This window comes from Marinobacter aromaticivorans (assembly GCF_002806975.1).
In the GTDB taxonomy this organism is placed as follows: domain Bacteria; phylum Pseudomonadota; class Gammaproteobacteria; order Pseudomonadales; family Oleiphilaceae; genus Marinobacter; species Marinobacter aromaticivorans.
Genome location: NZ_NIHD01000010.1, coordinates 108,189 through 132,253 on the forward strand (window position 1 = coordinate 108,189; position 24,065 = coordinate 132,253).

General features: G+C 54.4%; 22 protein-coding genes, 1 tRNA gene and 1 pseudogene. 5 read left to right on the forward strand and 19 right to left on the reverse strand.

Translation table 11 applies throughout. The annotated features are described in order from the left end of the window. Window positions 1–76 precede the first annotated feature (76 nt). The 7 genes from CDH48_RS14625 to CDH48_RS14655 all read right to left on the reverse strand — a co-directional run bounded on the left by CDH48_RS14625 (window position 77) and on the right by CDH48_RS14655 (window position 7,742). Entirely contained in the window at window positions 77–877 is an 801-nt protein-coding gene (locus tag CDH48_RS14625; RefSeq protein WP_227521104.1) for a DUF2797 domain-containing protein, read from the reverse strand. Between the two features lie 35 nt (window positions 878–912). Next, window positions 913–1,206 carry a YeaC family protein gene (locus CDH48_RS14630; protein WP_100689482.1) on the reverse strand — a complete coding sequence of 98 codons (294 nt, stop codon included), beginning with the start codon at window positions 1,204–1,206 and terminating at the stop codon, window positions 913–915. Between the two features lie 164 nt (window positions 1,207–1,370). Next, window positions 1,371–2,234: a rhomboid family intramembrane serine protease gene (locus CDH48_RS14635; protein WP_100689483.1), complete on the reverse strand. Its 864-nt coding sequence runs from the start codon at window positions 2,232–2,234 to the stop codon at window positions 1,371–1,373. Between the two features lie 47 nt (window positions 2,235–2,281). Next, window positions 2,282–3,301 carry a metallophosphoesterase gene (locus tag CDH48_RS14640; RefSeq protein WP_100689484.1) on the reverse strand — a complete coding sequence of 340 codons (1,020 nt, stop codon included), beginning with the start codon at window positions 3,299–3,301 and terminating at the stop codon, window positions 2,282–2,284. A 2-nt stretch (window positions 3,302–3,303) separates the two neighbouring features. Beyond that, complete coding sequence (locus tag CDH48_RS14645; RefSeq protein ID WP_100689485.1) at window positions 3,304–4,188, reverse strand: NAD(+) kinase; 885 nt, start codon at window positions 4,186–4,188, stop codon at window positions 3,304–3,306. 139 nt (window positions 4,189–4,327) lie between these two features. Next, complete coding sequence (locus tag CDH48_RS14650) at window positions 4,328–5,572, reverse strand: coiled-coil domain-containing protein (protein ID WP_100689486.1); 1,245 nt, start codon at window positions 5,570–5,572, stop codon at window positions 4,328–4,330. Window positions 5,573–5,672: 100 nt separating this feature from the next. Beyond that, window positions 5,673–7,742 (reverse strand): NADPH-dependent 2,4-dienoyl-CoA reductase, encoded by a 2,070-nt coding sequence (locus tag CDH48_RS14655; protein WP_100689487.1) that lies wholly within the window; start codon window positions 7,740–7,742, stop codon window positions 5,673–5,675. 147 nt (window positions 7,743–7,889) lie between these two features. Between CDH48_RS14655 and CDH48_RS14660 the strand changes: the two genes are divergently transcribed. Beyond that, a complete protein-coding gene (locus CDH48_RS14660) occupies window positions 7,890–8,957 on the forward strand; it encodes an AraC family transcriptional regulator (protein ID WP_100689488.1) in 1,068 nt (355 codons plus the stop codon). A 37-nt stretch (window positions 8,958–8,994) separates the two neighbouring features. On the opposite strand, the gene fghA is transcribed toward CDH48_RS14660, so the two are convergent. Then, complete coding sequence (gene fghA / locus CDH48_RS14665) at window positions 8,995–9,834, reverse strand: S-formylglutathione hydrolase (protein WP_100689489.1); 840 nt, start codon at window positions 9,832–9,834, stop codon at window positions 8,995–8,997. A gap of 53 nt (window positions 9,835–9,887) precedes the next feature. Next, window positions 9,888–11,015 carry an S-(hydroxymethyl)glutathione dehydrogenase/class III alcohol dehydrogenase gene (locus CDH48_RS14670; RefSeq protein ID WP_100689490.1) on the reverse strand — a complete coding sequence of 376 codons (1,128 nt, stop codon included), beginning with the start codon at window positions 11,013–11,015 and terminating at the stop codon, window positions 9,888–9,890. Between the two features lie 193 nt (window positions 11,016–11,208). On the opposite strand from CDH48_RS14670, the gene CDH48_RS14675 reads away from it, so the two are divergent. Next, the gene (locus CDH48_RS14675; RefSeq protein WP_100689491.1) at window positions 11,209–12,105 is read left to right on the forward strand and encodes a LysR substrate-binding domain-containing protein; all 897 of its coding nucleotides are present in this window, start codon (window positions 11,209–11,211) and stop codon (window positions 12,103–12,105) included. Window positions 12,106–12,136: 31 nt separating this feature from the next. Here the strand turns inward: CDH48_RS14675 and CDH48_RS14680 are convergent. Next, window positions 12,137–12,213 (reverse strand) — tRNA-Asp (locus CDH48_RS14680). A 166-nt stretch (window positions 12,214–12,379) separates the two neighbouring features. Beyond that, on the reverse strand, window positions 12,380–13,411 hold the full coding sequence (locus CDH48_RS14685) for an AraC family transcriptional regulator (protein ID WP_100689492.1): 1,032 nt from the start codon (window positions 13,409–13,411) through the stop codon (window positions 12,380–12,382). 292 nt (window positions 13,412–13,703) lie between these two features. Between CDH48_RS14685 and CDH48_RS14690 the strand changes: the two genes are divergently transcribed. After that, window positions 13,704–14,579, forward strand: coding sequence for a MaoC family dehydratase (locus CDH48_RS14690; RefSeq protein ID WP_100689493.1), 876 nt, complete (start codon window positions 13,704–13,706; stop codon window positions 14,577–14,579). Here CDH48_RS14690 and CDH48_RS14695 read toward each other — a convergent pair. From CDH48_RS14695 to CDH48_RS14725, 7 genes and pseudogenes are all read right to left on the reverse strand, one after another. Continuing rightward, window positions 14,576–16,162, reverse strand: a complete 1,587-nt coding sequence (locus CDH48_RS14695; protein WP_100689521.1) for an ATP-binding response regulator — start codon at window positions 16,160–16,162, stop codon at window positions 14,576–14,578. The two genes, CDH48_RS14690 and CDH48_RS14695, sit on opposite strands and share 4 nt — an antisense overlap. A 46-nt stretch (window positions 16,163–16,208) precedes the next feature. Beyond that, the gene (gene fixJ / locus CDH48_RS14700) at window positions 16,209–16,835 is read right to left on the reverse strand and encodes a response regulator FixJ (RefSeq protein ID WP_100689494.1); all 627 of its coding nucleotides are present in this window, start codon (window positions 16,833–16,835) and stop codon (window positions 16,209–16,211) included. A 39-nt stretch (window positions 16,836–16,874) separates the two neighbouring features. Then, window positions 16,875–19,283, reverse strand: coding sequence for a Lon protease family protein (locus tag CDH48_RS14705; RefSeq protein WP_100689522.1), 2,409 nt, complete (start codon window positions 19,281–19,283; stop codon window positions 16,875–16,877). Window positions 19,284–19,399: 116 nt separating this feature from the next. Further along, a pseudogene (locus tag CDH48_RS19600) lies at window positions 19,400–19,642 on the reverse strand (flavodoxin family protein); the annotation flags it as partial. 448 nt (window positions 19,643–20,090) lie between these two features. Continuing rightward, window positions 20,091–20,423 (reverse strand): tRNA-binding protein, encoded by a 333-nt coding sequence (locus tag CDH48_RS14715; protein WP_100689495.1) that lies wholly within the window; start codon window positions 20,421–20,423, stop codon window positions 20,091–20,093. A 21-nt stretch (window positions 20,424–20,444) separates the two neighbouring features. Further along, a complete protein-coding gene (gene yddG / locus CDH48_RS14720) occupies window positions 20,445–21,344 on the reverse strand; it encodes an aromatic amino acid exporter YddG (RefSeq protein WP_100689496.1) in 900 nt (299 codons plus the stop codon). An 85-nt stretch (window positions 21,345–21,429) separates the two neighbouring features. Then, window positions 21,430–22,161: an AraC family transcriptional regulator gene (locus CDH48_RS14725; RefSeq protein WP_100689497.1), complete on the reverse strand. Its 732-nt coding sequence runs from the start codon at window positions 22,159–22,161 to the stop codon at window positions 21,430–21,432. Window positions 22,162–22,831: 670 nt separating this feature from the next. Here CDH48_RS14725 and CDH48_RS14735 point away from each other — a divergent pair. Continuing rightward, complete coding sequence (locus CDH48_RS14735) at window positions 22,832–23,236, forward strand: hypothetical protein (protein WP_100689498.1); 405 nt, start codon at window positions 22,832–22,834, stop codon at window positions 23,234–23,236. A gap of 13 nt (window positions 23,237–23,249) precedes the next feature. Continuing rightward, window positions 23,250–23,531, forward strand: coding sequence for an AbrB/MazE/SpoVT family DNA-binding domain-containing protein (locus CDH48_RS14740; RefSeq protein ID WP_227521101.1), 282 nt, complete (start codon window positions 23,250–23,252; stop codon window positions 23,529–23,531). A gap of 13 nt (window positions 23,532–23,544) precedes the next feature. On the opposite strand, the gene CDH48_RS14745 is transcribed toward CDH48_RS14740, so the two are convergent. Then, entirely contained in the window at window positions 23,545–23,859 is a 315-nt protein-coding gene (locus tag CDH48_RS14745; protein WP_100689500.1) for an antitoxin Xre/MbcA/ParS toxin-binding domain-containing protein, read from the reverse strand. Window positions 23,860–24,065: the final 206 nt, after the last annotated feature.

Below are 24,065 nucleotides of genomic sequence, written 5' to 3' on the forward strand. Positions count from 1 at the left end.
CTCCAGGTTTCGCTGCTTCCAGGTGGCCCCGAACGGACCAGCCAGGAATTATCAGAACGGGCGGGTAGCGGGCGCTCTATGCACCCATTACCCGGAAACGGACTTCATAACCGGTAAACTTGCGAATATTGATCACACCGGTGTCGAGAATCAGATACTGGCCCTTGATGCCTTCAAGAACCCCCTGCACTTCCGGCGTTTTGTCCAGGTTATGGGTTTTGATTTTTTCAGGCCATGTGTGCACGGGGTAACTCAGGCCAACGCCCTGCTCGTCCACCTCACGAATGGCGTCCTGGCCGTGTTCTTCCCGTAAAGCGGCAACATCATCCGCAATCAGTGCCAGTATTCTCTGCCGCTCCTGCTCAAGATCCAGTTCCGGAACATCGCCCTTGAGCATGGCACGCCAGTTTGTGCGGTCCGCTACGTGGGGTTTGCAGGCCACTTCAACCAGACCGGAAAGGTGACGGGTAGCCACTCTGAACATGGGAATCGCCTCAACCGCACCCTGATCAATCCAGCGGGTCGGTACTTGCGACCCACGGGTAATACCCACCTTCAGGCCGGATGAGTTGGCGAGATAGACCACGTGCTCAATCATACAGTGGGTTTCACCCCACTCGGGCTCTCGGCAGGTGCCCAGGTGGTAGTGGCACTTTTCAGGATTCATAATGCAACTGTCGCAGGCCGCGAGCCTGCGAAAACAGGGATAACAAAAGCCCTGGTTGAAGCTCTTCTTCGTTGTGCGGTCGCAATGAATGCAACGAATTACGCCCTCATAATCAAAGCGCAGAAACTCGCCGATAAGCTCATTCAGCGCCACTCGCTCATCGCCTACAGCCAGCTCATAAGATACAGGGTTTTCGGCATCTGCCGGCATTTTCCGGAGCCGCCCTTTGATGTCTACACGATCGCTCAAGACTTGACCTCAACAAACTGCCCGGGATCAACGTTATTGCTGCCGGCCTGACCGCGCTGGACGCTGGGGTCACAGGCAGTGCCCGCCTTGCTGCCACGGTCGAGATAACCCACCCGTTCCTGTTCCGGAATGCCGTGCAGGTTCTCATAGTAAATAACGGCTTCCAGGCTGATCTCCCGTTGCTGAGCCGTCAGCTTGCGGCCATCCGGCCACTTCCCGAGTTCAATGGAGCGTTTCAGGCTTTGATAGACAGCCGGGTCAAGCCGCTTGATAAGTTCTTCGTAGGTCATCCGGTCCTCCTGAAAAAACCTTCATAAAAATGTCGAGGATTCGTTTGACAGATGCAAACGATAATGATTATCATTGCCCCACCAAATGACGACGGTCGTATCATTTGGTCTCTCTCATCAGGAGCAACTCGCTTCTTTAACGCCCCACTTCTGGTGGGGTTTTTTTATGCTTGCTTTTTTTTGCGCACCGGCAATAGGGCGGCCAGAGCCAGGCCTGCCACGAAGCCACCCAGGTGCGCTTCGTTGGCCATGCGCCCCATACCCAGCATTTCCGGCAGGGGTGTAAACCCGATTACCATCCATACCACTGCAAAGGTAACCAGTGCCGGCGGAAACTGGAACCTCGGTTGTGTTCGCTGGCTCAGCCAGCAGTAGCCGAGAATGCCATAAACAACCCCGGAGAGACCGCCGAAAAAAGGCCCGGAAACCAGGTATTGCAGCCCGTTGGACAAAAGACTCGTAACGACAAAAAGTACAACCAGCCTGCCGCGACCGTCGAACCATTCAATCTGGCTACCCAGAAACCACAGCATCACGGAGTTGAAAATAATGTGAGTCCAGCTGAAGTGCAGAAAATCCGGTGTGAACAACCGCCAGACCTGACCACTGGCCAGTGTTGCAGAAAGTGCATCAACGCGCTCTGCCATGCTGCCCCAATCGTAAAACCGGGGATCAACGATCAGCAGGCTGGCGGTAAGCTGATTACTGCCAAGGCCGGTGAGCCATGCCATGACCAGGCCTACTATGATAATCCCCAGCACCAATGGTGCATGACGCGGAGAAGGTTGCCAGCGCCCTGCTACGAAAACCGGCGAGCGATTCTGCTGCTCCACAGCCTGGCGGATTTCGGGTTCAGTAAGAAACCGGTCCAGGGCCTCCAGCACAGGTTCGGCGTGCTCCGGATTCTCCAGCCATAAAACCTGGAAATCGCCCTCGGCGCTGATTCTGTGCGGAACTCCCCGGTTTTTCAGCCATTCGCTGAATCCGCTCAGGTTAATGCTGGAATCCAACTGTTTTACGCGGTACACAATCCAATTTGCCTCACAAGGTATACAGACTGAAGCTTACCCGCCCGTTAGCGGGCAACGCTGTCTTCGCTGGTGGGGTAATCCGGGGAATCCCGATGATCCCGAACCACATTAACCCAGACAAACTTATCCCGTGAAAGTGCCTTCTCACCATCCATTCTGTACGCAACCAACTTTCCATATTTAACCGCACTGAAATCAATGCAGGCCACGTTGGATTTAAGTGGAGCGGGTTCACTGTCCATCCAGTAATGCCCAACAAATACCGGAGGTGCATCCAGCGGATAACTGATCAGTTGCTTGCGCTCGTCATCGGTGAGAACCCTGCTCGCCACTTCCGGAGGCAGTGGGTCCGGCTGGAAAACCACGTCCGCATAGGTGCGTGGGTTATCAGCCCAGAACTTGGTACGGAAAAACTCCCGCACGTAACCATCACGCCCGGTGATCGTCATACCCCGGGGAAGACGGAGGTCCGTGCCCCGTAACAGGGTATCCATAACCTGCCCGGCGAAGGAATCGATGGCCGCTGATGCATGGAGGAAATCCTCATCAATGCAGGCACCGCCCTGCACCTGCTTGAATTTCTCGATGAGCTCACTGTCCCAGCATGCGTGTACTGCACGAAAATCCTCTTCTTCGATAAACAGCGGCATGGTGTAAAACCACTCGAGAAAATCGTTCCACTCGTAGGGATAGGCCTCAAACTGCTCAAGCGTTTCGCGAATCAGCCGGTCGTGACGGGGCGTATGCTCACGCAGCCATGTCTTACCGCTTCCCGCCCGGGCCCGGGTGCAATAACCCAGCGCGTTATACTCGTGATTACCCATCACAATCCGCGCCGAGCCCCGTTCGACCATACTTCTTACGAGGTGGAGCGCCTCACGGATGCGCGGGCCGCGATCAATGATGTCGCCAATAAAGACAGCCTGCCTGCGGCGATGTTGGTAAACCCCGTTCACCTTGGTGTAACCCATCTGCTCCAGCAGCATTGCGAGGGTGTTCGCACAGCCATGGATATCGCCGATGATGTCGTAACCACGACTTGCGTTCTGTTTGTTTCCGGCCATGATCAACTCGCTGCTATTTCACTTGCCCAGCCAAGCTTGTCACGGCAGGTAGCATAGAAATTGTGGTCTGTAGGGTGAATCAGCCGGATTTTGAAGGGCTTTTTGGCGATGCGGATGATGTCTCCCGGCGCACAGGCGATATTCATCTGGCCATCAAAACTGATTTGCGGGTAGGTTTCGTTGGTTTCGCCCACCACCAGTTTTATTTCGCTCTTTGCATCCACCACAATCGGACGGCTACTGAGCGTATGGGGGAACATGGGCACCAGCACTATGGCATCCAGCTTGGGATGCATAATAGGGCCTCCGGCAGACAACGAGTAGGCCGTTGAGCCGGTGGGCGTGGAAACGATCAGACCGTCCGAGCGCTGGCTATAGACAAAATGGCCATCTATATATAAATCAAATCCAATCATACGGGTAGACTTGCCCGGATGCAGCACTACATCGTTCAGAGCCGTTCCGAAGCCCAGTGGTTGTCCGTTGCGCTCAACGTTGCCATCAAGCAGAAACCGTGATTCCTCAATGTATTCGCCTGCAAGTACCTTCCCCAGACGCTCCTCAAGATCCGAAGGCGAGATATCCGTGAGAAATCCCAATCGGCCACGGTTTACACCGAGTAACGGAATTTTCGATTTTGCCAGTTCCCGGGCCGCACCCAGGAGGCTCCCGTCACCCCCGACCACGATTACAAGATCACAGATTTCACCCAGGAGCTTCTTGCTGGCAACTTGCAAGCCGTGGCCGGGCAACATGCTGGCGGTGTCTTCCTCAAGGATAACGTGGTAGTGATTGGCGATCAGATACTGTTTAAGCTGGCGCAAGGTTTCAACAACTTTCACGCTGCCCATGCGGCCGATAACGCCTATATTTCTGAAATAATCCATTAAGCTTCCTGTGGTGTCGGAATGGGACGACAGCGGCCGAGCCCGCCAGCACCCATATCAATCTGGCCTACAGTCTAACGAAAGTCGCCCCGATACTGAAAAAAGATCTGCAGAGCCCCGGCAAGCCACGCTCACGACTTCAGGACCGATGCTTCTCGCACCGATCATCAAGCCCGGGCCGGAAGTCACTGGGCTGGCTCACCCGCAACAGCGGTTCACCACAGACATCCCCGTTCTCAAGCGAATGGCCGCACACCGGGTGTTCGTAATGCGCAAGCCATTGACGATAAGAGGGCTCATTCATGCCACAACGTTCTGCGGCGTAGGCTGTGGGGTTACCAAAATAGGTTTCGATGGCCTCGTAAGGCAGAGTCAGGTGGCCAACTCCCGGGTGATAGGCAACCAGAAAAACAGCCTGGGTCTTCAGATAGCTCATAACGGTGTTATCCAGTGGCTCACGATGCCGAAGATCATGGGCTTCCTGTTCAAGCGCAACAATCTTTTCGTCACGGTGCTCCAGCTCACGCTTTTTCCGGTCCAGCTGCTCCCTTAGCAGCACCAGTTCCGCTGTCACATTGGCATCGTCGCGATCCTTCCGGACGCTCCCGTCGGCCACCTGTTCCTGCATGGTCAGATACTGCTGGTTACGCTCTGCCAGGCGTTTTTTCAGTTGTTCGTTGTTCAGGCGTTGGCGCTCGTATTTCTGGGCGAGATCGTCAATCTCATGGTGCAGGGCTTTGATCTCCAGCCTGTGTTCACGCTGCACCTCGGTAAGCATATCCCGATGCACGCTTTGCAACGTCTTGATGCGCAGGCGCTGTTCCCGGATCAACTGGGCCAGGCGCGCACGGTCAGTTTCGGTACGGGCGTCATCCGCCAGAACAGCCTCGCTTTGCCCGGCGCGAAGTACAGGTATGTTTTCGTCTTCCGGCTCTACCTTGCGAAATTTAAGCGTATTGGCATTAACAGCTTTGCGAATCACCTGGAAATGATTGTTGCCAGGAGTCATGTCCGGATCCCAGAGCTCGCTGGCGTAACGGGGTTCCGGGCACTGGCTGCGGCAGACCAGGCGAATGGCACCGCCTCCCATGTCCGGCCCCTTGGCCCCGAGGCGCGCGAGTTCTTCAATCGGCAGGTTCCAGCTGCTGTCTGCCCTGCCCTCTTCATCAAACCAAATACGAAAGAATACAAGGGCCTGGACCAGAAGATCGCTACTCAGATCCACCAGAACAGCTTTTACATCGGTTTCAGCAAGGTCCGACAAACCCACATAACCGTCCAGGAAGGCGCCAAACTCACTTGCGCGCATCTGGCGGGCTACCTGGTTACCTTCGATAAAAAACACCGCCGAATAATCGCCCGTTGCCTGGCCGGCAGATACCATCGCAGACTCCCCAAAAACCAAAGACTCTCTGGCAGACTCATTTTCTACAGTCTAGCCGGAGAGTCTCCGATGCCCAGAGAAAAACTGCAATGTTTTGTGATCAGATACCGGCGGCCAGGCGGCTACCCTGATCGATCGCCCGTTTGGCATCCAGTTCTGCGGCTACATCGGCACCACCAATCAGGTGCACGGGCAGCCCCGCGGCTTCAAGCCCGTCCTGCAATTCACGCAGAGGCTCCTGGCCGGCACACAGGATGATCGTGTCCACCGGCAGCAGCCGATCCTCGCCCTGCTCCGCACCCTTGGGTGTAACGGTAATGTGCAGTCCGTCGTCGTCAATCTTCCGGTAGGTCACACCCGGCACCATCTGAACTTTACGGTTCTTGAGTGATGTTCTGTGAATCCAGCCGGTGGTTTTTCCAAGATTCTTGCCGACTTTCGAGGTTTTGCGCTGCAGCAGGAATACCTCGCGGGCAGGCTCGGGAACCTCGGCTTCCACGCCCTGAATACCGCCGCGGTGCGCAACCGTGAGATCCACGCCCCACTCACGCATGAACTGATCCGGGTCCAGGGCCGCGGAAGTGCCCTTATGCACGATGAATTCGGACACATCGAAACCTATGCCGCCGGCGCCCACAACCGCAACCCGCTTACCCACCGGCTTGCGCTCCAGAAGTGCGTCCAGGTATCCGATCACCTTGGGGTGATCAATGCCTTCGATGTCCGGCGTGCGAGGTTCCACGCCCGTGGCCAGCACAACCTCGTCGAAGTTGCCGGCTTTCAGGTCGTCTACCGTCACACGGGTTTCGAGCTGCACCTCAACACCGTGCTTGTCGAGCATTATCCGGAAATAACGCAGGGTTTCGTAAAACTCTTCCTTGCCGGGAATCAGCTTGGCAACGTTGAACTGGCCACCGATTTCTTTACCGGCATCAAACAGTGTCACTTTATGGCCACGCTCGGCGGCAACGGTAGCAAACGCCAGCCCGGCAGGCCCGGCGCCCACAACTGCAATCGACTTGGGTGATGCAGTTTTCACGTAAGTGAGTTCGGTTTCGTGGCAGGCGCGCGGATTGACCAGGCAGGACGTCAGCTTGCCACTGAAGGTGTGATCCAGGCACGCCTGGTTGCAGCCAATGCAGGTATTGATTTCTTCAGCGCGGTCCTCGGCTGCTTTCCGCACAAGATCCGCGTCCGCCAGAAACGGGCGGGCCATGGATACCATGTCGGCATCGCCTTCTGCGAGAATCTTTTCGGCAACATCCGGCATGTTGATGCGGTTTGTGGTGACCAGGGGAATGCTGACCTCGCCTTTGAGGCGCGCCGTAACCTTGGTAAAGGCCCCGCGGGGAACAGAAGTTGCAATGGTAGGTACCCGGGCTTCATGCCAGCCAATGCCCGTGTTGATAATGGTAGCCCCGGCTTTTTCAATTTCCCTGGCCAGCTGCACCACTTCTTCCCAGGTGCTGCCATCTTCAATCAGGTCGAGCATGGAAAGACGGTAAATCAGGATGAAGTTTTCACCGACCCGCTCGCGAACACGGCGCACAATCTCAACGGGCAGGCGGATACGGTTCTCATAACTGCCGCCCCACTGGTCTGTGCGGTGGTTGGTGTGAGAAACAGTGAACTGGTTAATGAAGTAACCTTCAGAGCCCATGATCTCGACACCGTCGTACCCTGCTTTCTGTGCAAGCCGGGCGCACACGGCGTAATCTTCAATCTGCTTTTCAATGCCTGCCTCATCCAGCTCTTTGGGTTTGAACGGATTGATGGGTGCCTGAATGGAAGAAGGTGCAACCAGCGCCGGCGAATAGGCATAGCGGCCCGCATGAAGAATCTGCATGCAGATCTTGCCGTCAGCCTTGTGCACTGCGTTGGTGATGACCTTGTGTTTCTCCACTTCTTCGTCGTTGGTCATTTTCGCGGCACCCTGGAAAACGCCGCCTTCCGGGTTGGGTGCAATACCACCTGTCACTATCAGACCAACGCCGCCCTGGGCCCGCTCGGCGTAAAACTCACCCAGGCGTTCAAAGCCGTTTTTTGCCTCTTCAAGGCCGGTATGCATGGATCCCATCAGTGTGCGGTTACGCAGCTTTGTGAATCCCAGGTCCAGCGGCTCAAGCAAGTTCGGGTATTTGGTCATACCAGGCGTTGTGCTGGTGGTCATATCTGATCTCCTCACAAGAATCGTTGCCGGGGTCTTTACTGCCCCGCTCTTTTTAATGACGTCTAAACTACCGGTACGACTTGCCTTCAACAATATCCCTGAATAACATTCTATTATCCTCAGGCGACATGGACCGAGCCAGTCATCATGGAACCATCTGATTTTCAGCCCATGCCGGGCCGCAACTCCCTTGGCGACATCAGCGTCCTCTATGTCTGCGTTCTGCTCCGGGCCGCTGAAGCAGAAGGCGTAAATGTGCAGGATTTGACACAGCGGTTCCAACTCAGCAGGCAGACCCTCACATCACCCGCTGCGCGCATCAGTATTCCCCGCTTCATGCGGTTGGGCCACGCTGCCATTGAAGCCTGCGGCAATCTGGCTCTGGGCCTGCGTATGGGCGCTTTGTCACGCCCGGTTGATGCAGGCATAGCGGGTCTTGCCGGCGAATCCGCGCCCACTGCCGGCGCTGCAATACAAACCCTTGTTCGTTACTCTTTGCTGACCAGCCGTAACAGCCGGGGCACCCCGAAGGCCATTCCCGGGAAACGACAACTGGAGTTTTACTCCATCCGGCCTTACAACGGGTTCAACTATTTTGTTGTGGATTCAGTGCTGAGCGCCTGGACTCAATATGTGCGGACAGTGAGCGGCCATTGGGATGTACTGGAAAAGGTCACCATAGAATACGCATCTATCGGCATGGACGAGCTTTTCGAAGCCTGGTTTCGTTGCCCGGTGCAGTTTGGAGCGACCACAAACAGCATAACGGTGCGGCCGGACATATGGAGCCAGGGAACCCTGCAGGCACAACCGGCCATGCATGAGAAACTGCTGTTACTGTGTGAAACGGAAATGCGGGAGATTCAGCGGGGATGGACAACGGGCGACAGGGTAAAAAGCCTGCTTACGCCGCTTTTTCGGGGGGAAACTCCAAGCCTTGAGACCATTGCCTCAAAACTGGGCGTTACGCCATGGACACTGCAACGACAGCTGGCATCTGAAAAAACCGGGTTCAGGGAACTGATGGACGGCACCCGCAAGCAGTTGGCACGGGATTATATCCGGGAAACGGAAACATCCTTGTCAGAAATTGCCTGGCTACTGGGTTTCTCCAATCCCGCTGCGCTGCACAAAGCATACCGCCGATGGTTTGGAATAAGCCCGGGGGAACACCGGAAACAGTTCCGTGCTACACCTCCTGGCACTGAAAGCTGATAAAGCCCCGGACGAATAAATCCTCCGGGGCAAACCATTACTGCTTCAGGTGTTCGGCATGGAAGCGCAGATGCTGCGCAATGAAGGTGGCAATGAAGTAATAACTATGGTCATAGCCTTCATGCCGGTTCAGTGTCAGCGGATAACCGCTTTGCTTTGCCGCAGCTTCCAGCGCTTCCGGCTTGAGCTGCTCTGCCAGGAAATTATCGGCCTCGCCCTGATCCACCAGCGCAGGAACAAACTGACTTGCCTTTTGCATCAGCAGGCTGGCGTCATAATCCGCCCAGCTTTCGGTATCAGTTCCCAGGTAGGCCGTGAAGGCCTTTTTTCCCCAGGGGCTGTTTACCGGATTGCTGATCGGGCTGAAGGCAGACACTGAGCGATAACGCTCTGGATTGCGCAGCGCCAGTACCAGAGCACCGTGACCACCCATGGAGTGACCAAAAACAGACCGCTTGTCACTCACCGGGAATACGGACTCGACGAGGTTCGGCAGTTCCTTCAGAACATAATCGTACATCTGGTAGTGCCGGTTCCAGGGTGCCTGGGTGGCATTGACATAGAAGCCGGCGCCCTTACCCAGATCGTAGGCATCATCATCCGCCACGTCATCGCCACGGGGGCTTGTGTCGGGCGCAATAATAGCCACACCCAACTCGGCAGCCACCTCATGTGCGGCGGCTTTCTGCATGAAATTTTCATCTGTGCAGGTCAGGCCAGACAACCAGTACAGCGCCGGAACCTTGTCGCCATTGGAAGCCTGCGGCGGCAGATAGACAGCAAAACGCATATCGCAATTCAGCGTCTCAGAATAATGGCTGTACTGCTTGTGCCAGCCATCAAAACTTTTGTTGCGACTAAGATTTTCGATATTCATTGCAATCTCCCTGATAAATGATCGCCTGCGTCATGCTCAGGCGATCTTCCTGATTAATGGTCAAAGTGAATAACGGAACGAATGCTCTTGCCTTCATGCATCAGATCAAACGCTTCGTTAATCTTTTCCAGACCCATGGTGTGAGTAATGAAATCGTTCAGCTTGAACTCGCCCTGCATATACCGGTCGACAATACCCGGCAGTTCGGAACGCCCTTTGACACCGCCAAATGCAGAGCCTTTCCAGACACGGCCTGTGACCAGCTGGAACGGCCGGGTTGAAATTTCCTGACCGGCACCGGCAACACCGATGATCACCGACTCACCCCAACCCTTGTGACAGCATTCCAGCGCCGAGCGCATCACGTTGACATTACCAATACACTCAAAAGAATAGTCCACACCGCCATCGGTCAGTTCAACAATAACCTCCTGGATCGGCTTGTCATAGTCATTCGGGTTGATACACTCAGTCGCCCCCAGCTTGCGGGCCAGTTCGAACTTACTCTCGTTAATATCGATGGCAATGATGCGGCTGGCCCTGGCCATGGTGGCACCGATAATCGCCGACAGGCCGATGCCGCCCAGACCAAAGATAGCCACGGTAGCACCCTCCTCTACCCTGGCGGTATTCATCACTGCTCCCATTCCGGTGGTGACGCCACAACCGAGCAGGCACACTTCTTCCAGAGGTGCTTCTTTATTGACCTTCGCAAGAGCTATCTCAGGCAACACCGTGTACTCGGAAAACGTCGAGCACCCCATGTAGTGGAAAATCGGCTCGCCGTCTTTGGAAAACCGGCTGGTGCCATCCGGCATCAGACCCTTACCCTGAGTCTCGCGGATTTTTTGACACAGGTTGGTCTTGCCCGAGGTGCAGAACTTACACTCGCCGCATTCAGGGGTATAAAGAGGAATAACGTGGTCTCCCACTTCCACACTGGTCACCCCCTCACCTACGGATTCAACAATCCCGCCACCTTCGTGGCCGAGAATTGCCGGAAAAACACCTTCCGGATCTTCACCGGACAAGGTAAATGCGTCAGTGTGGCATACGCCGCTGGCAACAACCCGAATTCGCACTTCACCGGCCTGCGGTGGCATCACATCCACTTCCTCAATGGACAAAGGCTGTTTCGGGCCCCAGGCAATGGCTGCTTTGGACTTAATGCTTTGCGTCATGTGGCTCTCCGGTTATTGCAGAACTTGGACGGGGGATCCGCCATGTTGATGGGACCATTGTATTACTATTCCGCTGATAGATAATCGCTCTTTTTGGCAATACATTTTTACTGTACAGTAATAATTTCATGACAATTCCGCAGTCCCACTTTTTATTCAACCCCCCCTAAATCGGCAGCGCGAGGAATAGCACATGTTCATCTGGGAAGGAGTCAGTGAGTTTGTGGCGGTTGCAGAAGCAGAAAGTTTCACCGCAGCCGCAAAACGACTGGGCATTTCAACGGCGCAGGTAAGCCGCCAGGTGAGTGCCTTGGAGTCCCGGCTCTCGACCAAACTGTTCTATCGCACTACACGTAAGGTATCCGTGACAGAAGCAGGGCAAACCTATTATCAGCACTGCAGGCAGGTGCTTGACGGCCTGGAAGAAGCAGAACGCGCCATGACCAATCTTCAGCGCGTCCCCAGGGGCAAGTTACGGCTGACTGCACCGGTAACCTACGGTGAAAAAGTAATCGCACCATTGGTTAATAACTTTGTGCTTCGCTATCCCGAACTTGACGTACAAATGAACCTGACCAATCAGCAACTGGATCTGGTGGCCGGCGGTTATGATCTGGCGGTGCGATTGGGCAAGCTGGAGGATTCCACCATGATGGCCAGGCGGCTGTCGTCAAGAACCCTCTATGTATGCGCTTCACCGGAGTATCTGTCGGCCCACGGTGTACCCCATTCCCTGTCAGAACTGGAACAACACAACTGCCTGCAGGGCAATCTGGACTACTGGCGTTTTCAGGAGATGGGCAAGCCACAAAATGTGCGGATAAAAGGCAATATCCGGTGCGACAGCGGTTGGGCGCTTCTGGACGCCGCACTCAAAGGCATTGGAATTGTTCAGCTGCCAGATTACTACGTACAACCTTCTCTGGCGTCCGGTGTGTTGGTAAGCCTGCTGGAATACTACCAGGAGGCCGACGATGGCATCTGGGCGGTTTATCCCCACAACCGCCACTTGTCTCCGAAGGTGCGCATGCTATTGGACTACTTAAGCGAGTCTCTTCAATCCCTCAGCCAGAACGAAAAAACCCGTTAGCCACACTGCAGCTAACGGGTTTTTAAAAATATGGCGGAGCGGACGGGACTCGAACCCGCGACCCCCGGCGTGACAGGCCGGTATTCTAACCAACTGAACTACCGCTCCGCGGCGTCATAACCGATTGCTTTTCAAAAGCTTGAATCTGATGGAGATTGCTCGGTGACAACGAGAGCGCATTATAAAGAGGTGCCTGCCCATGTCAACGTCTTTTCTGAAAAATTTCAGAAAACCAGTGTATTACCCGGCTTATTACATGCGCATCGCTGGCGCATCACATCGTATCGACCATCACATCCTTACCCTGCGCGGTTTTGCGGTATTCAATGGGGGTCATGCCAGACCAGCGCTTGAACGCACGGTAGAAGGTACTTGGCTCCGAAAACCCTGTCAGATAAACAATCTCGTCTATTGACTCATCGGTTGTTGCCAACAGCTGTCGGGCAAGACGGTAGCGGAAATCTGCCAGCACCTGGTTGAAACTGGTTTCTGCCTCCGTCAACCGGGTACGCAGGGTGCGGGCTTTTATCCCCAGGCGCGACGCAACCGCATCGAGAGTAACTTCTCCACTATCCAGCAGTTCGGCAATGATGCGCTCAACCTGCCCGACAATATCCTTTTTCTCGAGGCGTGCGACCTGCTCGCTGGCAAAGCGCTCGTGCAGGTCCAGAAGTTCGGGCTCTGCGTGCGGGGAGGCATGGGAAAGCAGACTTGCGGGAAAGTACAACCGGTTTTCATCCGCACCAAACACCACCTCACAGTCAAGCACTTCTTCCACGTGCTTATGCCCTTCCTCGCGTTCGTGCTCGAACTCTATTCGTGAGGGATAAAACTGGTCCCCGGTAATGGACCGGAAGAAAGTGATCAGCCCCTGTACAAAGCACTCGTTGAAATGCCGCAGGCGCCGGACATTATCAGAGGCAGCGTCCAGAACCATGCAGGCGTTGTCGCCTTCAATGAAAAAATCCGTGTTGGCGGCATCGCTGAGCAACCTTTGGTAATTCTTGGCACGACGCAATCCTTCGCCGAAGGTCGGGCTGCTGAGAAACAGATATTCCAGAACCTGGCCCTTATAAACCGGCAAAAGCTGCCCCAGATGCAGCCCGATATCCGGGTCACCGGAGACATCCTCCACGACTTGCCAAAAAAACATCTGGGCGTTATGGGGGGTACGGAGTTGCTCAGTGTAAACGTAGTCTGCATCCACGCCCAGGCGGCTGAATATGAGATCTGTATCAACACCCTTTGCTTTCATCGCCTCGTAAATAAGGCGCAACATCACTCCTGCGTCACGTAGTTCCTGCATAAAGTCCCGCTTTGTATTTATTGGATACTACTTTGGCCCCGCGGACACCCACAGGAACCTCCCAAGTCAATGCGCCGCCTGGCCGGGTTTGCCAGACTGGCCACAGGTTCAAAAGCGATACCTGTGCGGCTTGCTCAACCGCCGCCTTATACTATCGTCTTACATTAAAGCATATCAGGCCACAGACTCACAGTTGTACCAGATTCCAGACATAACGGGCACCTGCATTTGCTATCTTTTGCGAATCTGCCATGCCCCAACCATTTTCTATCGGCTACCAGGGATAAAAGTCATGTCGGAAACGCTTGTCTATCACAACACACCTCCCGCGCTGCTTCCGCTCTACGGCAAGGCAGTGCTGCCCAAAAAAACCACCTCCACAGAGGCAATCAGGTTACCGGAACTCTCTGCTCAGCTCCTGTGTGCCCACACTTCCAGCGATGATTTACGTCAATACCAACGGGTATGCGGATTTCAGCCCAGCAACCACATGCCGGTTACCTGGCCCCACATTCTGGCCTTTCCATTGCACCTGAAGCTGCTGACAGAAAAAGCCTTTCCACTGCCGCTGCTTGGCTTGGTGCACCTGCGTAACAGCATTACCCGGTACAGGGCAATCGGACTGGGAGAAGCTTTGAAACTGGATGTTTACCTTAGTGGACAGGAAAACACAGACCGGGGTATCGAGTTCGACATGGTTACCCAGGCAAGCTCAGCCGGCTCTGTAGCCTGGGAGGAAACCAGCACTATGCTCTTTCGCCAGCCCGAAAAAAACGCCCGATCCAAGGCAAAAGCTTCGCCACCACCTCTGGAAACTTACCCGAATACCAAGGAAATCAATGTACCGGAGTCTGTCGGGCGTCAGTATGCGAAAGTCTCCGGCGACAGCAACCCGATTCACATGCATGCGCTGAGCGCCAGGGCTTTTGGTTTTCCACGGGCGATCGCCCATGGCATGTGGAGCAAGGCACAGGCACTGGCCATCATGGAGCAACAGGATGAATGGCGCGTCAGCCCGATGAGGGTGAGCTGTCAATTCAAAAAACCCCTGTTTCTGCCGGGTACCGCAAGCCTGAACTGGCGCACCGGAAAATCCGGGTGGGACTATCAACTATTGAATGCAAGAGGAGACGCGCCACACCTCAGCGGGCGCATTGAGTGGCTTTAATCCACTTCTGAAGTGTTCTCGTCGGTGGAGAGGCATGAGGCCGTACCGCCAGCAACCGGCAGCGTAAAGAAGAACCGGGCGCCACCATCTTCGGGGCGCTCAAAACCGATCTCCCCTCCCTGAGCCTGAATCAGGGAGCGGCAGGTAGGCAAACCAATGCCCATCCCCTCATCTTTTGTGGTGTAAAACGGCAGAAACAGTTTTTCTTCCGCGTCTTCCGCAAGCCCGATACCATGGTCACGGACTTCAACCCGGACACAGCCTTTGTCGGTCATCCCTGCACTGACTTCCACGGGCAACTCAGATCCGGCGCTGCGCGTTGCTTCCAGTGCATTTCGTATCAGATTGAGAGCAACCTGCTGCACCTGAATCGGGTCGGCAAGAATATCCGGCAGGTCTTCCGGCACAACCAGCTCGATTGCACCTTCGTTATTGCGCGCATCCACTTCCGCGAACTGGCGCGTATCCTCCAGCAATGCCGATACCGACAACACTTCTTTACCGGTGGCCGGCTTTTTCATGAAGCGCCGGATACGACGGATTATTTCACTGGCCCGGTGAGACTGAGCCTCAATCTTGTCAAGGGTTTCCTGGAGCAGCCCCAGGTTGGGGCTCTCTGCCGACATCATCCGTTTGGCGACCCGTGCGTAGTTGGTAATCGCCGTCAGCGGCTGGTTTACTTCGTGGGCAACGCCGGCCGCCATCTCGCCCATGGTGGTCAGCCGGGAGGTGTGGGCCAGCTGGTGGCGCTGCTCCTGAACAAGCTCACGGGCTTCTTCCAGCGCCCGTTCACTCTCAAGCTCGGCGGTGATATCACGGAATACAACCACCGCGCCGCGTAACTCATCGCCGTCATATTTTGGTGTCGAACGGTATTCCGCCGGAAATCCCGTTCGATCCGCACGCAGCATTCTGATATCCCGCTGATTTTCGATAACACCCTGGCTGCAGGTAGCCCGGGCCGGAAGGCCTGCGGGGCATTCCACTGCCGTAGAAAAATGGGTCTCGAAAAAGTTGCGGCCAATCAGATCCTCAACCGGGCACCGCATAATGACAGCAGCTGCCGGGTTGGCAAACTCTATGGTGCCGTGTTCATCAAGGCCGTAGATGCCTTCACTGATGGAGTTGAGTATACGGGCCTGGTCACTCCTGAGCTCACGATTGCGTGCCTGCAGCTCGCGCTCAAGCCGGATGACCCGGGCATGGGTTTTGACCCTGGCAATCACTTCCTGGGACTGGAATGGCTTGGAGATATAATCGGCCCCGCCGAGAGAGAAGCCTTTTACTTTGGCTTGCAGGTCATCCAGTGCCGATAAAAACACAACGGCACAGTCAGCCGTTTCCGGATCGGCCTTGAGGCGCTCACACACCTCATAGCCGTCCATTTCCGGCATCATGATATCAAGGAGAATAACCTCGGGCTGGTGACGGCGGGCGAGATCCAGAGCTTTTTCGCCCTCATTGGCGATCAGCAACCTGTAGTCCTGGTCTTTGAGTGTCTCGTAAAGGACTTTCAGGTTCTGTGGATTGTCATCCACAAGCAGAACCGTAACCTCCGAATTTTCGCTGACAACTTCAGTCATATAGTTAAAGGCCGGCCAAAAAGATAACCTCATAATGCCGGCGGGATTACTTCGCGTCGATAAGGTTCTTTACGGACAGAACCATACGCACAAGGTGTGCCAGTGAGTGGGTGCCCATTTTGTGCATTACCCGGGAGCGGTGGATCTCTACAGTGCGCTGGCTGATCTCCAGCTCGATAGCGATAACCTTGTTGGCCTGGCCCTCGATCATCCGATCCATGATCTCGTGTTCACGGGGCGTCAGGCTCTTGATCCGACGGATGATCTCCTGCTTCTCATCAAGGGTTTTGCGCTGTTCCATATCCTGCGCCAGCGCTGCTTCGATTTTTTCGAGTAACGCTTCTTCACGATAGGGCTTCTGGATAAAGTCGACGGCACCTTCTTTCATGGCATCCACGGCCATGGGAACATCGCCATGCCCGGTCACAAAAATGATCGGCAGAATGGAGTGCTTTTCATTCAGCTTTTTTTGCAGTTCCATGCCATCCATGCCCGGCATGCGAATATCCAGAACAATGCATCCGGCCATGCTTTCGGAGTAATCCTTGAGGAATGCCAGCGCGCTCTCATAGGTTTTGACCGGCTTGCCATCAGACTTCAACAACAGTTCCAGTGAATCACGAACGGCCTCGTCATCCTCTACCACGTACACAGTTTGCTGGATATCAGTCATGGTGTGTTATCTCCTGTCTGTTTTATTTTTCGCGACCGGTCAGTGAATTGACGGATCTTTCTGATCGTCCCGTGCGTGCTCCTGGCGTTCATGCTCACGCATTTTTTCAAGCCGTTGCTGAATAATGCCAAAAACGCTCTGTTTCGGATAGTTGCCGTTTTTGCCGGCCTTGCCGGCAGGCTTGCCTAACAGTAAGGTAACAGCCTCCTCAACATTTGAAACCGAGTACACAGCAAACCGCCCTTCCCGGACAGCTTTGACCACCTCGCTGTCCAGCATCAGATTCTGCACATTATTAGCCGGTACAATCACGCCCTGGGTTCCCGTCAGCCCGCCTTTGAGCTGGCAGGTAGCGAAAAAGCCTTCCACTTTCTCGTTAACCCCGCCGATCGGCTGAACCTCGCCGAACTGGTTAACGGAGCCGGTAATGGCCAGTTCCTGTCGCACTGCAATGCCGGATAGCGAAGATATCAGGGCGCAGAGCTCGGCCAGCGAAGCGCTGTCACCGTCTACCTCGCCGTAGCTCTGCTCGAAGGTCAGGCTCGCCGACAGATGCATCGGATCGGTCACCGCAAAGTGCGAAGCCAGCCATGAGCTCAAAATCATCACGCCCTTGGAGTGGATGTTGCCCCCGAGTTTCACGTCCCGCTCAATGTCCATGATGCCGCCATCCCCATAATAGCAGGTTGCTGTTACGCGATTGGACAGGCCAAACTCGAAACCGCCGGTGGAGAGCACAGACAGCGCGTTAACCTGGCCCACAACGGCCCCCTGGGTTGAAACAAGGGTAGAGCCATCACGGATTGAATCGTAATACTGATCACGAATCCGGCTGCTGCGGTATTTGGCACTTTCCAGGGCCCTCTCCACATGAACACCCTGAATCATGTTTGCCCCGGCCTGCCGGGCCCAGAAATCCGATTCCCGAAGCAGATTGGCAATGTTAGCGGCGTGCAGAGACAGCCTGTCCTGATGCTCTGCCATACGAGCGCTGTGCTCAATGATCCTTGCTACTGCCTTGTTATTGCAGTGTAAAAGGTCCTTCTCCTTGACCACGCTGGCAATAAACTTCGCATACATCACCTGGCTGTCTTCAGAGCGATACATCTCGTTTTCGAAGTCCGCCGTTACCCGGAACAGCTCGGAAAATTCCGGGTCGTATTCCTGCAGCAGCATCCAGGTTTCGCGATCACCAAAAAGCACCAGTTTCACATCCAATGGCACCGCCTGGGGCTCGATTGAAATGGTGCCAGACAGTGTAAGTTCACGCTCCAGGGAATTGATCTGAATGGATTTCGAACGAAGAGCCCGTTTGATCCCGTCCCACACAAACGGCTGCTCAAGCACCTTGATGGCATCCATCAGCAGGTAGCCACCATTCGCACGGTGCAGGCTGCCGGCACGAATCAGGGAAAAGTCGGTAAAGACGGTGCCTTTATAGGTGACATTCTCCACGTATCCAAACAGGTTGTGATACGTGGGATTATCTTCCACCACCATGGGCACTTCATTGGTCTTCTGATGTACCAGCACATTCACGAGGTAACGGCGAGGCATTTTTTTGTCCAGGGATGCATAGGCGATCGCCGCCTGTTCCTCGTCGCCGTCCAGAAAGATTTCGAGATTCTCGACCAGATCTGCTCGCACGGCTTCAAAGTAGGCTACCACGTCTGGAAGGTCTTTATATTTTTCAATTAACTCATCGATCTGATGGCCGGATATGCCCTCCAGGGTTTCCCTGTTAAGAGCCTGCTGCTTGTCCGCGTACTCCTGCTCCCAGTCCGCCAGTTTTCGCAGCGCCTGGCGGAGTTTTTTCTCGAGTTTGTTTATCGAGTCTTCGAACTTGTCGCGCTGCGCGTCAGTCAGAGCCTTGAACGACTCCGCCGTGTGCGGTTTGTCACCCTGCATAGCCACCAGGCGATAACCACCCGGTGTTGTAATTGTCAGGCTGATTTTCTTGCGGCGGGCCTGGGCGGCGACCTTTTCCAGTTCGTCTTCCTGCTTTTTGCCGTACTCTTCCTTCAACTGTTCCGACCGCTCCAGAAAACTGTCGTTGTCAAAGGTTTGCGGAATAACCTTGACCAGCCGGCTCATCAGCTTTTCCATGTCCTGCTTCAGTTGCACCCCCATGCCCGCCGGTAACTGGAGTAACCGGGGAACACGCGGCTCTTCAAAATCTGCCACATAACACCAGTCATGACTTTGCTGTGCGGTATCCAGATGGTGTTCAAGGTAACGCAGCATCATTGTGCGCTTACCCAGGCCGTTACGACCCACGGCATACACGTTGTAACCGCCATGCGGCATGGCCAGCGCAAAGCGCACCGCTTCCTGGGCGCGGTTCTGGCCTACAATTTCAGCGAGGGGTTCCAGTTGCCTGGTGGATTTGAACGGCAGATCTTTCAGAACGCAGGCTTTGTAAAGCTGATGCAAAGACAGTGGCTTCAAGATTGGGTCCTGTGACAGTTGGCTCATTGGCCGGTCATTGTAGGTTCTGAAAACCGGTCTGTCGCGCCTGGCCGGCACTTTATCTTCCTGTTACCATCCTTTAGTCCTAAACCCACTCAAAACAATCCAGCATCCAGGCTGGCCGCAACATACATCCCCAGTTCGCGGCACTGCTCCTCAAATTCATCCCGGTATTCGCCACGACACACCAGTGGTTCCTGAATGATTTTCCAGCGCAATCCGGTGGTAATGCTCTCAATCGCACGTCGTGTTCCAGTGCCGTCATGGCCTGCGCGAATGTAGAAGGCAAATGGTAGCCCCTGGGTTTTTTCAAGGCAGGGGTAGTAGCTGCGATCGAAACCCCTTTATACGAATATGAAATATGCGATTTACGTTGGTGAGTGAGTGAGTTGAATTGATATGAGGGGACTTAGAAACTTAAGTCGACAACATAATCCCAACAACATTTTTCTCAGGATTACTGCTTGAGCAATCCCGGCCAGCCAGCAACATTTTCTAGATCAAGCAGCGCCTTCCGATTACCTATTAGCGCCGGACACTGAAGCTGGTCACCGATGGTAATGACATCATAAGTTGGCCACTCCGGTCGCAAAGCGGACATTTGCATTAGACGATTACGCGGAGTTTGGCGGCTATTTTGGAGCAGCGAATCGGAGGAAAGTGTATTGGAGCGCTGCAATGGTGAGCTTTCCGCTCACCATTGCCAGCACAAGAGGCTTTGTCCCGTTCATCACCCTCACTTGGGCTCGAATACCGATTGGCCCGCGATGTGAGAGCCGCCGAAACTCAGAACAAGCGTTCCCCGTTATCCACCTTCGCATCAGGTCTTACCAGAGTAACTTCGCCATTCGCCGTCTGCACGCCAGTGACCAGGCACTCCGACAAAAAAGGGCCGATCTGTTTAGGCGGGAAATTAGTGACTGCAAGAACCTGTTTGCCGATGAGTTCCTCCTTGCTATAGAGGTCCGTAACCTGCGCACTCGACTTACGAACACCGACCTCCACCCCGAAATCGACTCGTAATTTATATGCAGGCTTGCGCGCCTCGGGAAAATCCGTCACTTCAATGATAGTCCCGATCCGCAGTTCAACCTTCTCGAAATCGCCCCAAGTAATCATCTCACCGCTCCTTTGACGTAGTTAGTCTGTTAACAAATCTGGCTCGGCGACCGTCCGGCTTTTCGCACGACCCGCGATCAAAGAACCAATGACGATCAGAATGCTGGCACTCAACACGGCAACCGTAGCTTCGCCGAATCCGGCAAGGATCAACAGGATCACTGAAATCAGTGGCGCACTGTATGCCAGGGTTCCCAGTAACTGGATGTTTCCGTGCTTTACACCATGGTCCCAGGTGAAGAATGCTATGCCCACCGGTCCGAGGCCGAGCCCCACCACGCCAATCCATTGAAGTGCGCCTTCTGGCCATACCGTTTCCTCCCACAAAAGGTGGCAAATCAACGCCAGAATAGCCGTAACACCGCAAAACCAGCCCACGGCATCGGTCGGTACCGAGCGAACCAGTCTGCTGAGAACAGAATAAGATGACCAGATCAGAGCGCAGAACAGAGCCACCAGGTAACCCGGCAGGTTCTCCCAGGCAAATCCGTCGGCATTACGGCTGATCAACAACCAGCAACCTGCCAGGGCAACCAGGGCCCCAACGATGTACTGAGCTCGTAGTTTCTCGCCCGGCAGGAAGGCCGACAGCAGGACGATCAGCAGCGGCCAGAGGTAAGCCAGAAGGCTGACTTCAACGGCCGGGGCCAGTGTCATGGCCTTGAAGTAGGCAAAGTGATAACCGAACAAACCAACGATGCCGATGCACCATGCAAGCGGCGATTGCCGTAAATAATGCACACCGGAATGTCCCGAGAAGACCCAACGACCGCACATCAACAGGAAAGCGATGCCGAAGGTCATGGCCATGAGCTGGAACTCTGGAATCTCGCCACCGGAAAGCTTGGTCAGCAATGCCAAAGTGCCCCATAACAGAACGGAAATCGACCCGATCCAGGTTGCGGCGTTAACGGATGCCATGAAACCCTCCCCGAAATTCTCACGTGTGAATGATTTCAGAAGGGTATCCAGTACGAAGGAGAGGAACTTTCAAATCTTGGCGGAACTATTTCGAAATACGGCGGAAGTGGCTGGGCGCTCTGCCAAAGTGGGCTCTGAACCGGTCGCTAAAGGCCGATAACGATGAATAGCCGACAGCGTCGGCAACTCGCTGGACGCTGAGCCCCGACTGCTCCAAAAGCCGCCAAGCTTCTTTCATTCGTAACTCTGTGAGGTATTGATGCGGCGTCATGCCGACCTGGCGCCGAAACAGGTCGTTCAACTGCCGAATGCTCAGATGTGCCACGGCAGCCGCCTCGGCCAAGGACAGCGGTCGGCTGAAGTGTTCGTCCAGAAATTGTTTCGCGGCGTGGACTCTGCGGTCCAGCTTCAGCTGACTTCCATGGCGCTCCTGAAGCAACTGAATCAGCAGGAGCAGCATTTGATGCTGGGTAAAATCCGACTCAGTCCCATTTTGGAGCTGTGCATGAAGGAACTGGACGTAATGGAGCAATGCTGGATCGAGGTCTACGAAACAAGGTAGCTTGTCTAGCGCCGGGGCCAAGCCTTCGGGGACGTCTGCAACCAAAAACCGATTATCGTCGGTCGCAGCATATCCATGGCCAATTCCCGCAGGAATAATTGCCGCTCGATGCTGCGCAACCTCCCCTTCCTTGGCATCTACTGACAGAGATAACGTTCCCACCAACGGCAATACCAGTTGGTGATGGTCGTGGGAGTGGCTTTTTCCCTCGTCCTCGTAGGTTCGTATATGCAAACCGATCTCAGAGTGCTTCATGCGACCAGTATAATCAGAAACACAGGAGAGTCATCACAGAACCACTCTTTCACCCATCTCTCATCCGGGATCCGACCGGTTCATAGTAAAAACGCGGCAAATTCGCAGTCACGAAGTATCTCTTGAACCAGCTCAAACGGTTTGTGGCTAAAATGTCCGCTTTTGTTTAAGAGCTTGAGCTTAACTGAACGTCCAGAAAGGTCCGCTTTTGAAAACAGAGTGGACGCAAAAGTGGTGTGATTTTTTTGCGTGCTACTACATGAACAGAAGTCACGCCATGGTTTCTTTCAGCTAACTTTTAGGATTTTAGATTAGTATGCTTACTAAACCTAAAAACGCTAATTCACTCACTCATACCATCATTTGGGATATTTTATATTGTTATAGGGAGCAAAGGCGCAAAAGGGCCGGATGAGTGGCTGCCACCCGCTGGCCAATGCGGCTATGTGGCGAGGTTCGTTCGGATAATGAAGCTCTACGGCCTGGAGCCAGCACTGAGTGAGTCGTCTTGGTATAAGTCTTTTCTGGCAGATTGTCGCCAAAAGCGGGTAAGCCGAGGATAACGTTTCTCCAGTTGCTATCAGCAGCTATGAATGCCGCCCAATGTCCACCAAGGCTTTTCAAAGAGTATCATTAGCTGAGAAGCCTCAAACAATGGATCGGAGTAGCAATGAATCCACCGGCCAACATCACCAACAATCATGGCAAGGCTGGCCTACTGTGGCTTGTTGATCAGGCCGAGCGCTGGCACCTTTCTGATGGCGAACTGGCAAGTCTTCTCGGAGTGGCGGAGACGACACTGAAGATTTGGATAGCTGCAGTTCGAAGCACCGGTGACCAAAGTCCAGAGTTTCCTGAGCCGGTGATTGAGCGGATGGGCCTGCTTCTGGGGCTGCATAAAGCACTGGTTCTTTTGACCCCAGCTGGCCACGAAAACATGGCTAATGACTGGTTCAAGAAACCTATTTATTTGTGGGGTCTGAACGGAAACTCAATATGCTCACGCATTTTGGATAATCCGAGCACCGAGACATTGATCGAGTTGGTGCGCCAGATTCGATCCCGGTCAGCTTGAATCACGATCAGTTATGTCATCCAGTACCAATTTTGGAAATATGGAACGCATGATGACCGAAAAACGCCCAACCGAAGCAGAGCTGCTGGACAGCCTAGACGCCCATAAGGCTCATGCGGATGAGCTAGCCCAGCCGCTGCCGCAGGAATTAACGCCTCTGGAGCGTCTTAAAGGGTCTGTAAAACGCTATGATCGGCCGACTGATCCAGTTTGGGATGAATTCTTTGATTCTGAGGAAGGCGTTAGTGAGGACTTTATGGATGATCGTGCCCAGCCCCCTAAAGACCAGGAATAATGCGAGACTACACTCAGCTGAAATCTCCATGCTCAATTTTACAGAGCACTTCCGCTATCCGGCGACAGCCCTCTTGGGTGCCTAGCAGGTCGGCAGGGCGTTCATCATCAAGAGCTGAAACCCGGCCCTGAAACCACTCCAATGCTTGCTCTCGCGACTCCCAAACTCGGATCGCCTGAGCAATGACATCGAGGGCGTACCTAGTGATGGCTTGTTCAGTGCCAGCCATTGGTGCCTGCTCCCATTCCTGAAATGCTTCGGGCATAGGAGTATTAGGGTCACATTGGGCTATTAACTCACCCAGGTTATAGCGTTTTCTCACTATCATGGCTTTACCTCCGATATCCTCGACGTCCCCGAATAATCACCACCTCGAACAGCATTGGCGTTTCCAGTGGTTGGGCTTGAAAGGTTGCCAATATAGTTGCTTGAGAGGAGCGGGATTGTCCAATTGCGTGACATGCGACGAAGCCAGGCCTCTCCCTGGCAGTCACACCACTATGCAGGTGTCGCGCTCGCCTGGCATCCTTGCCG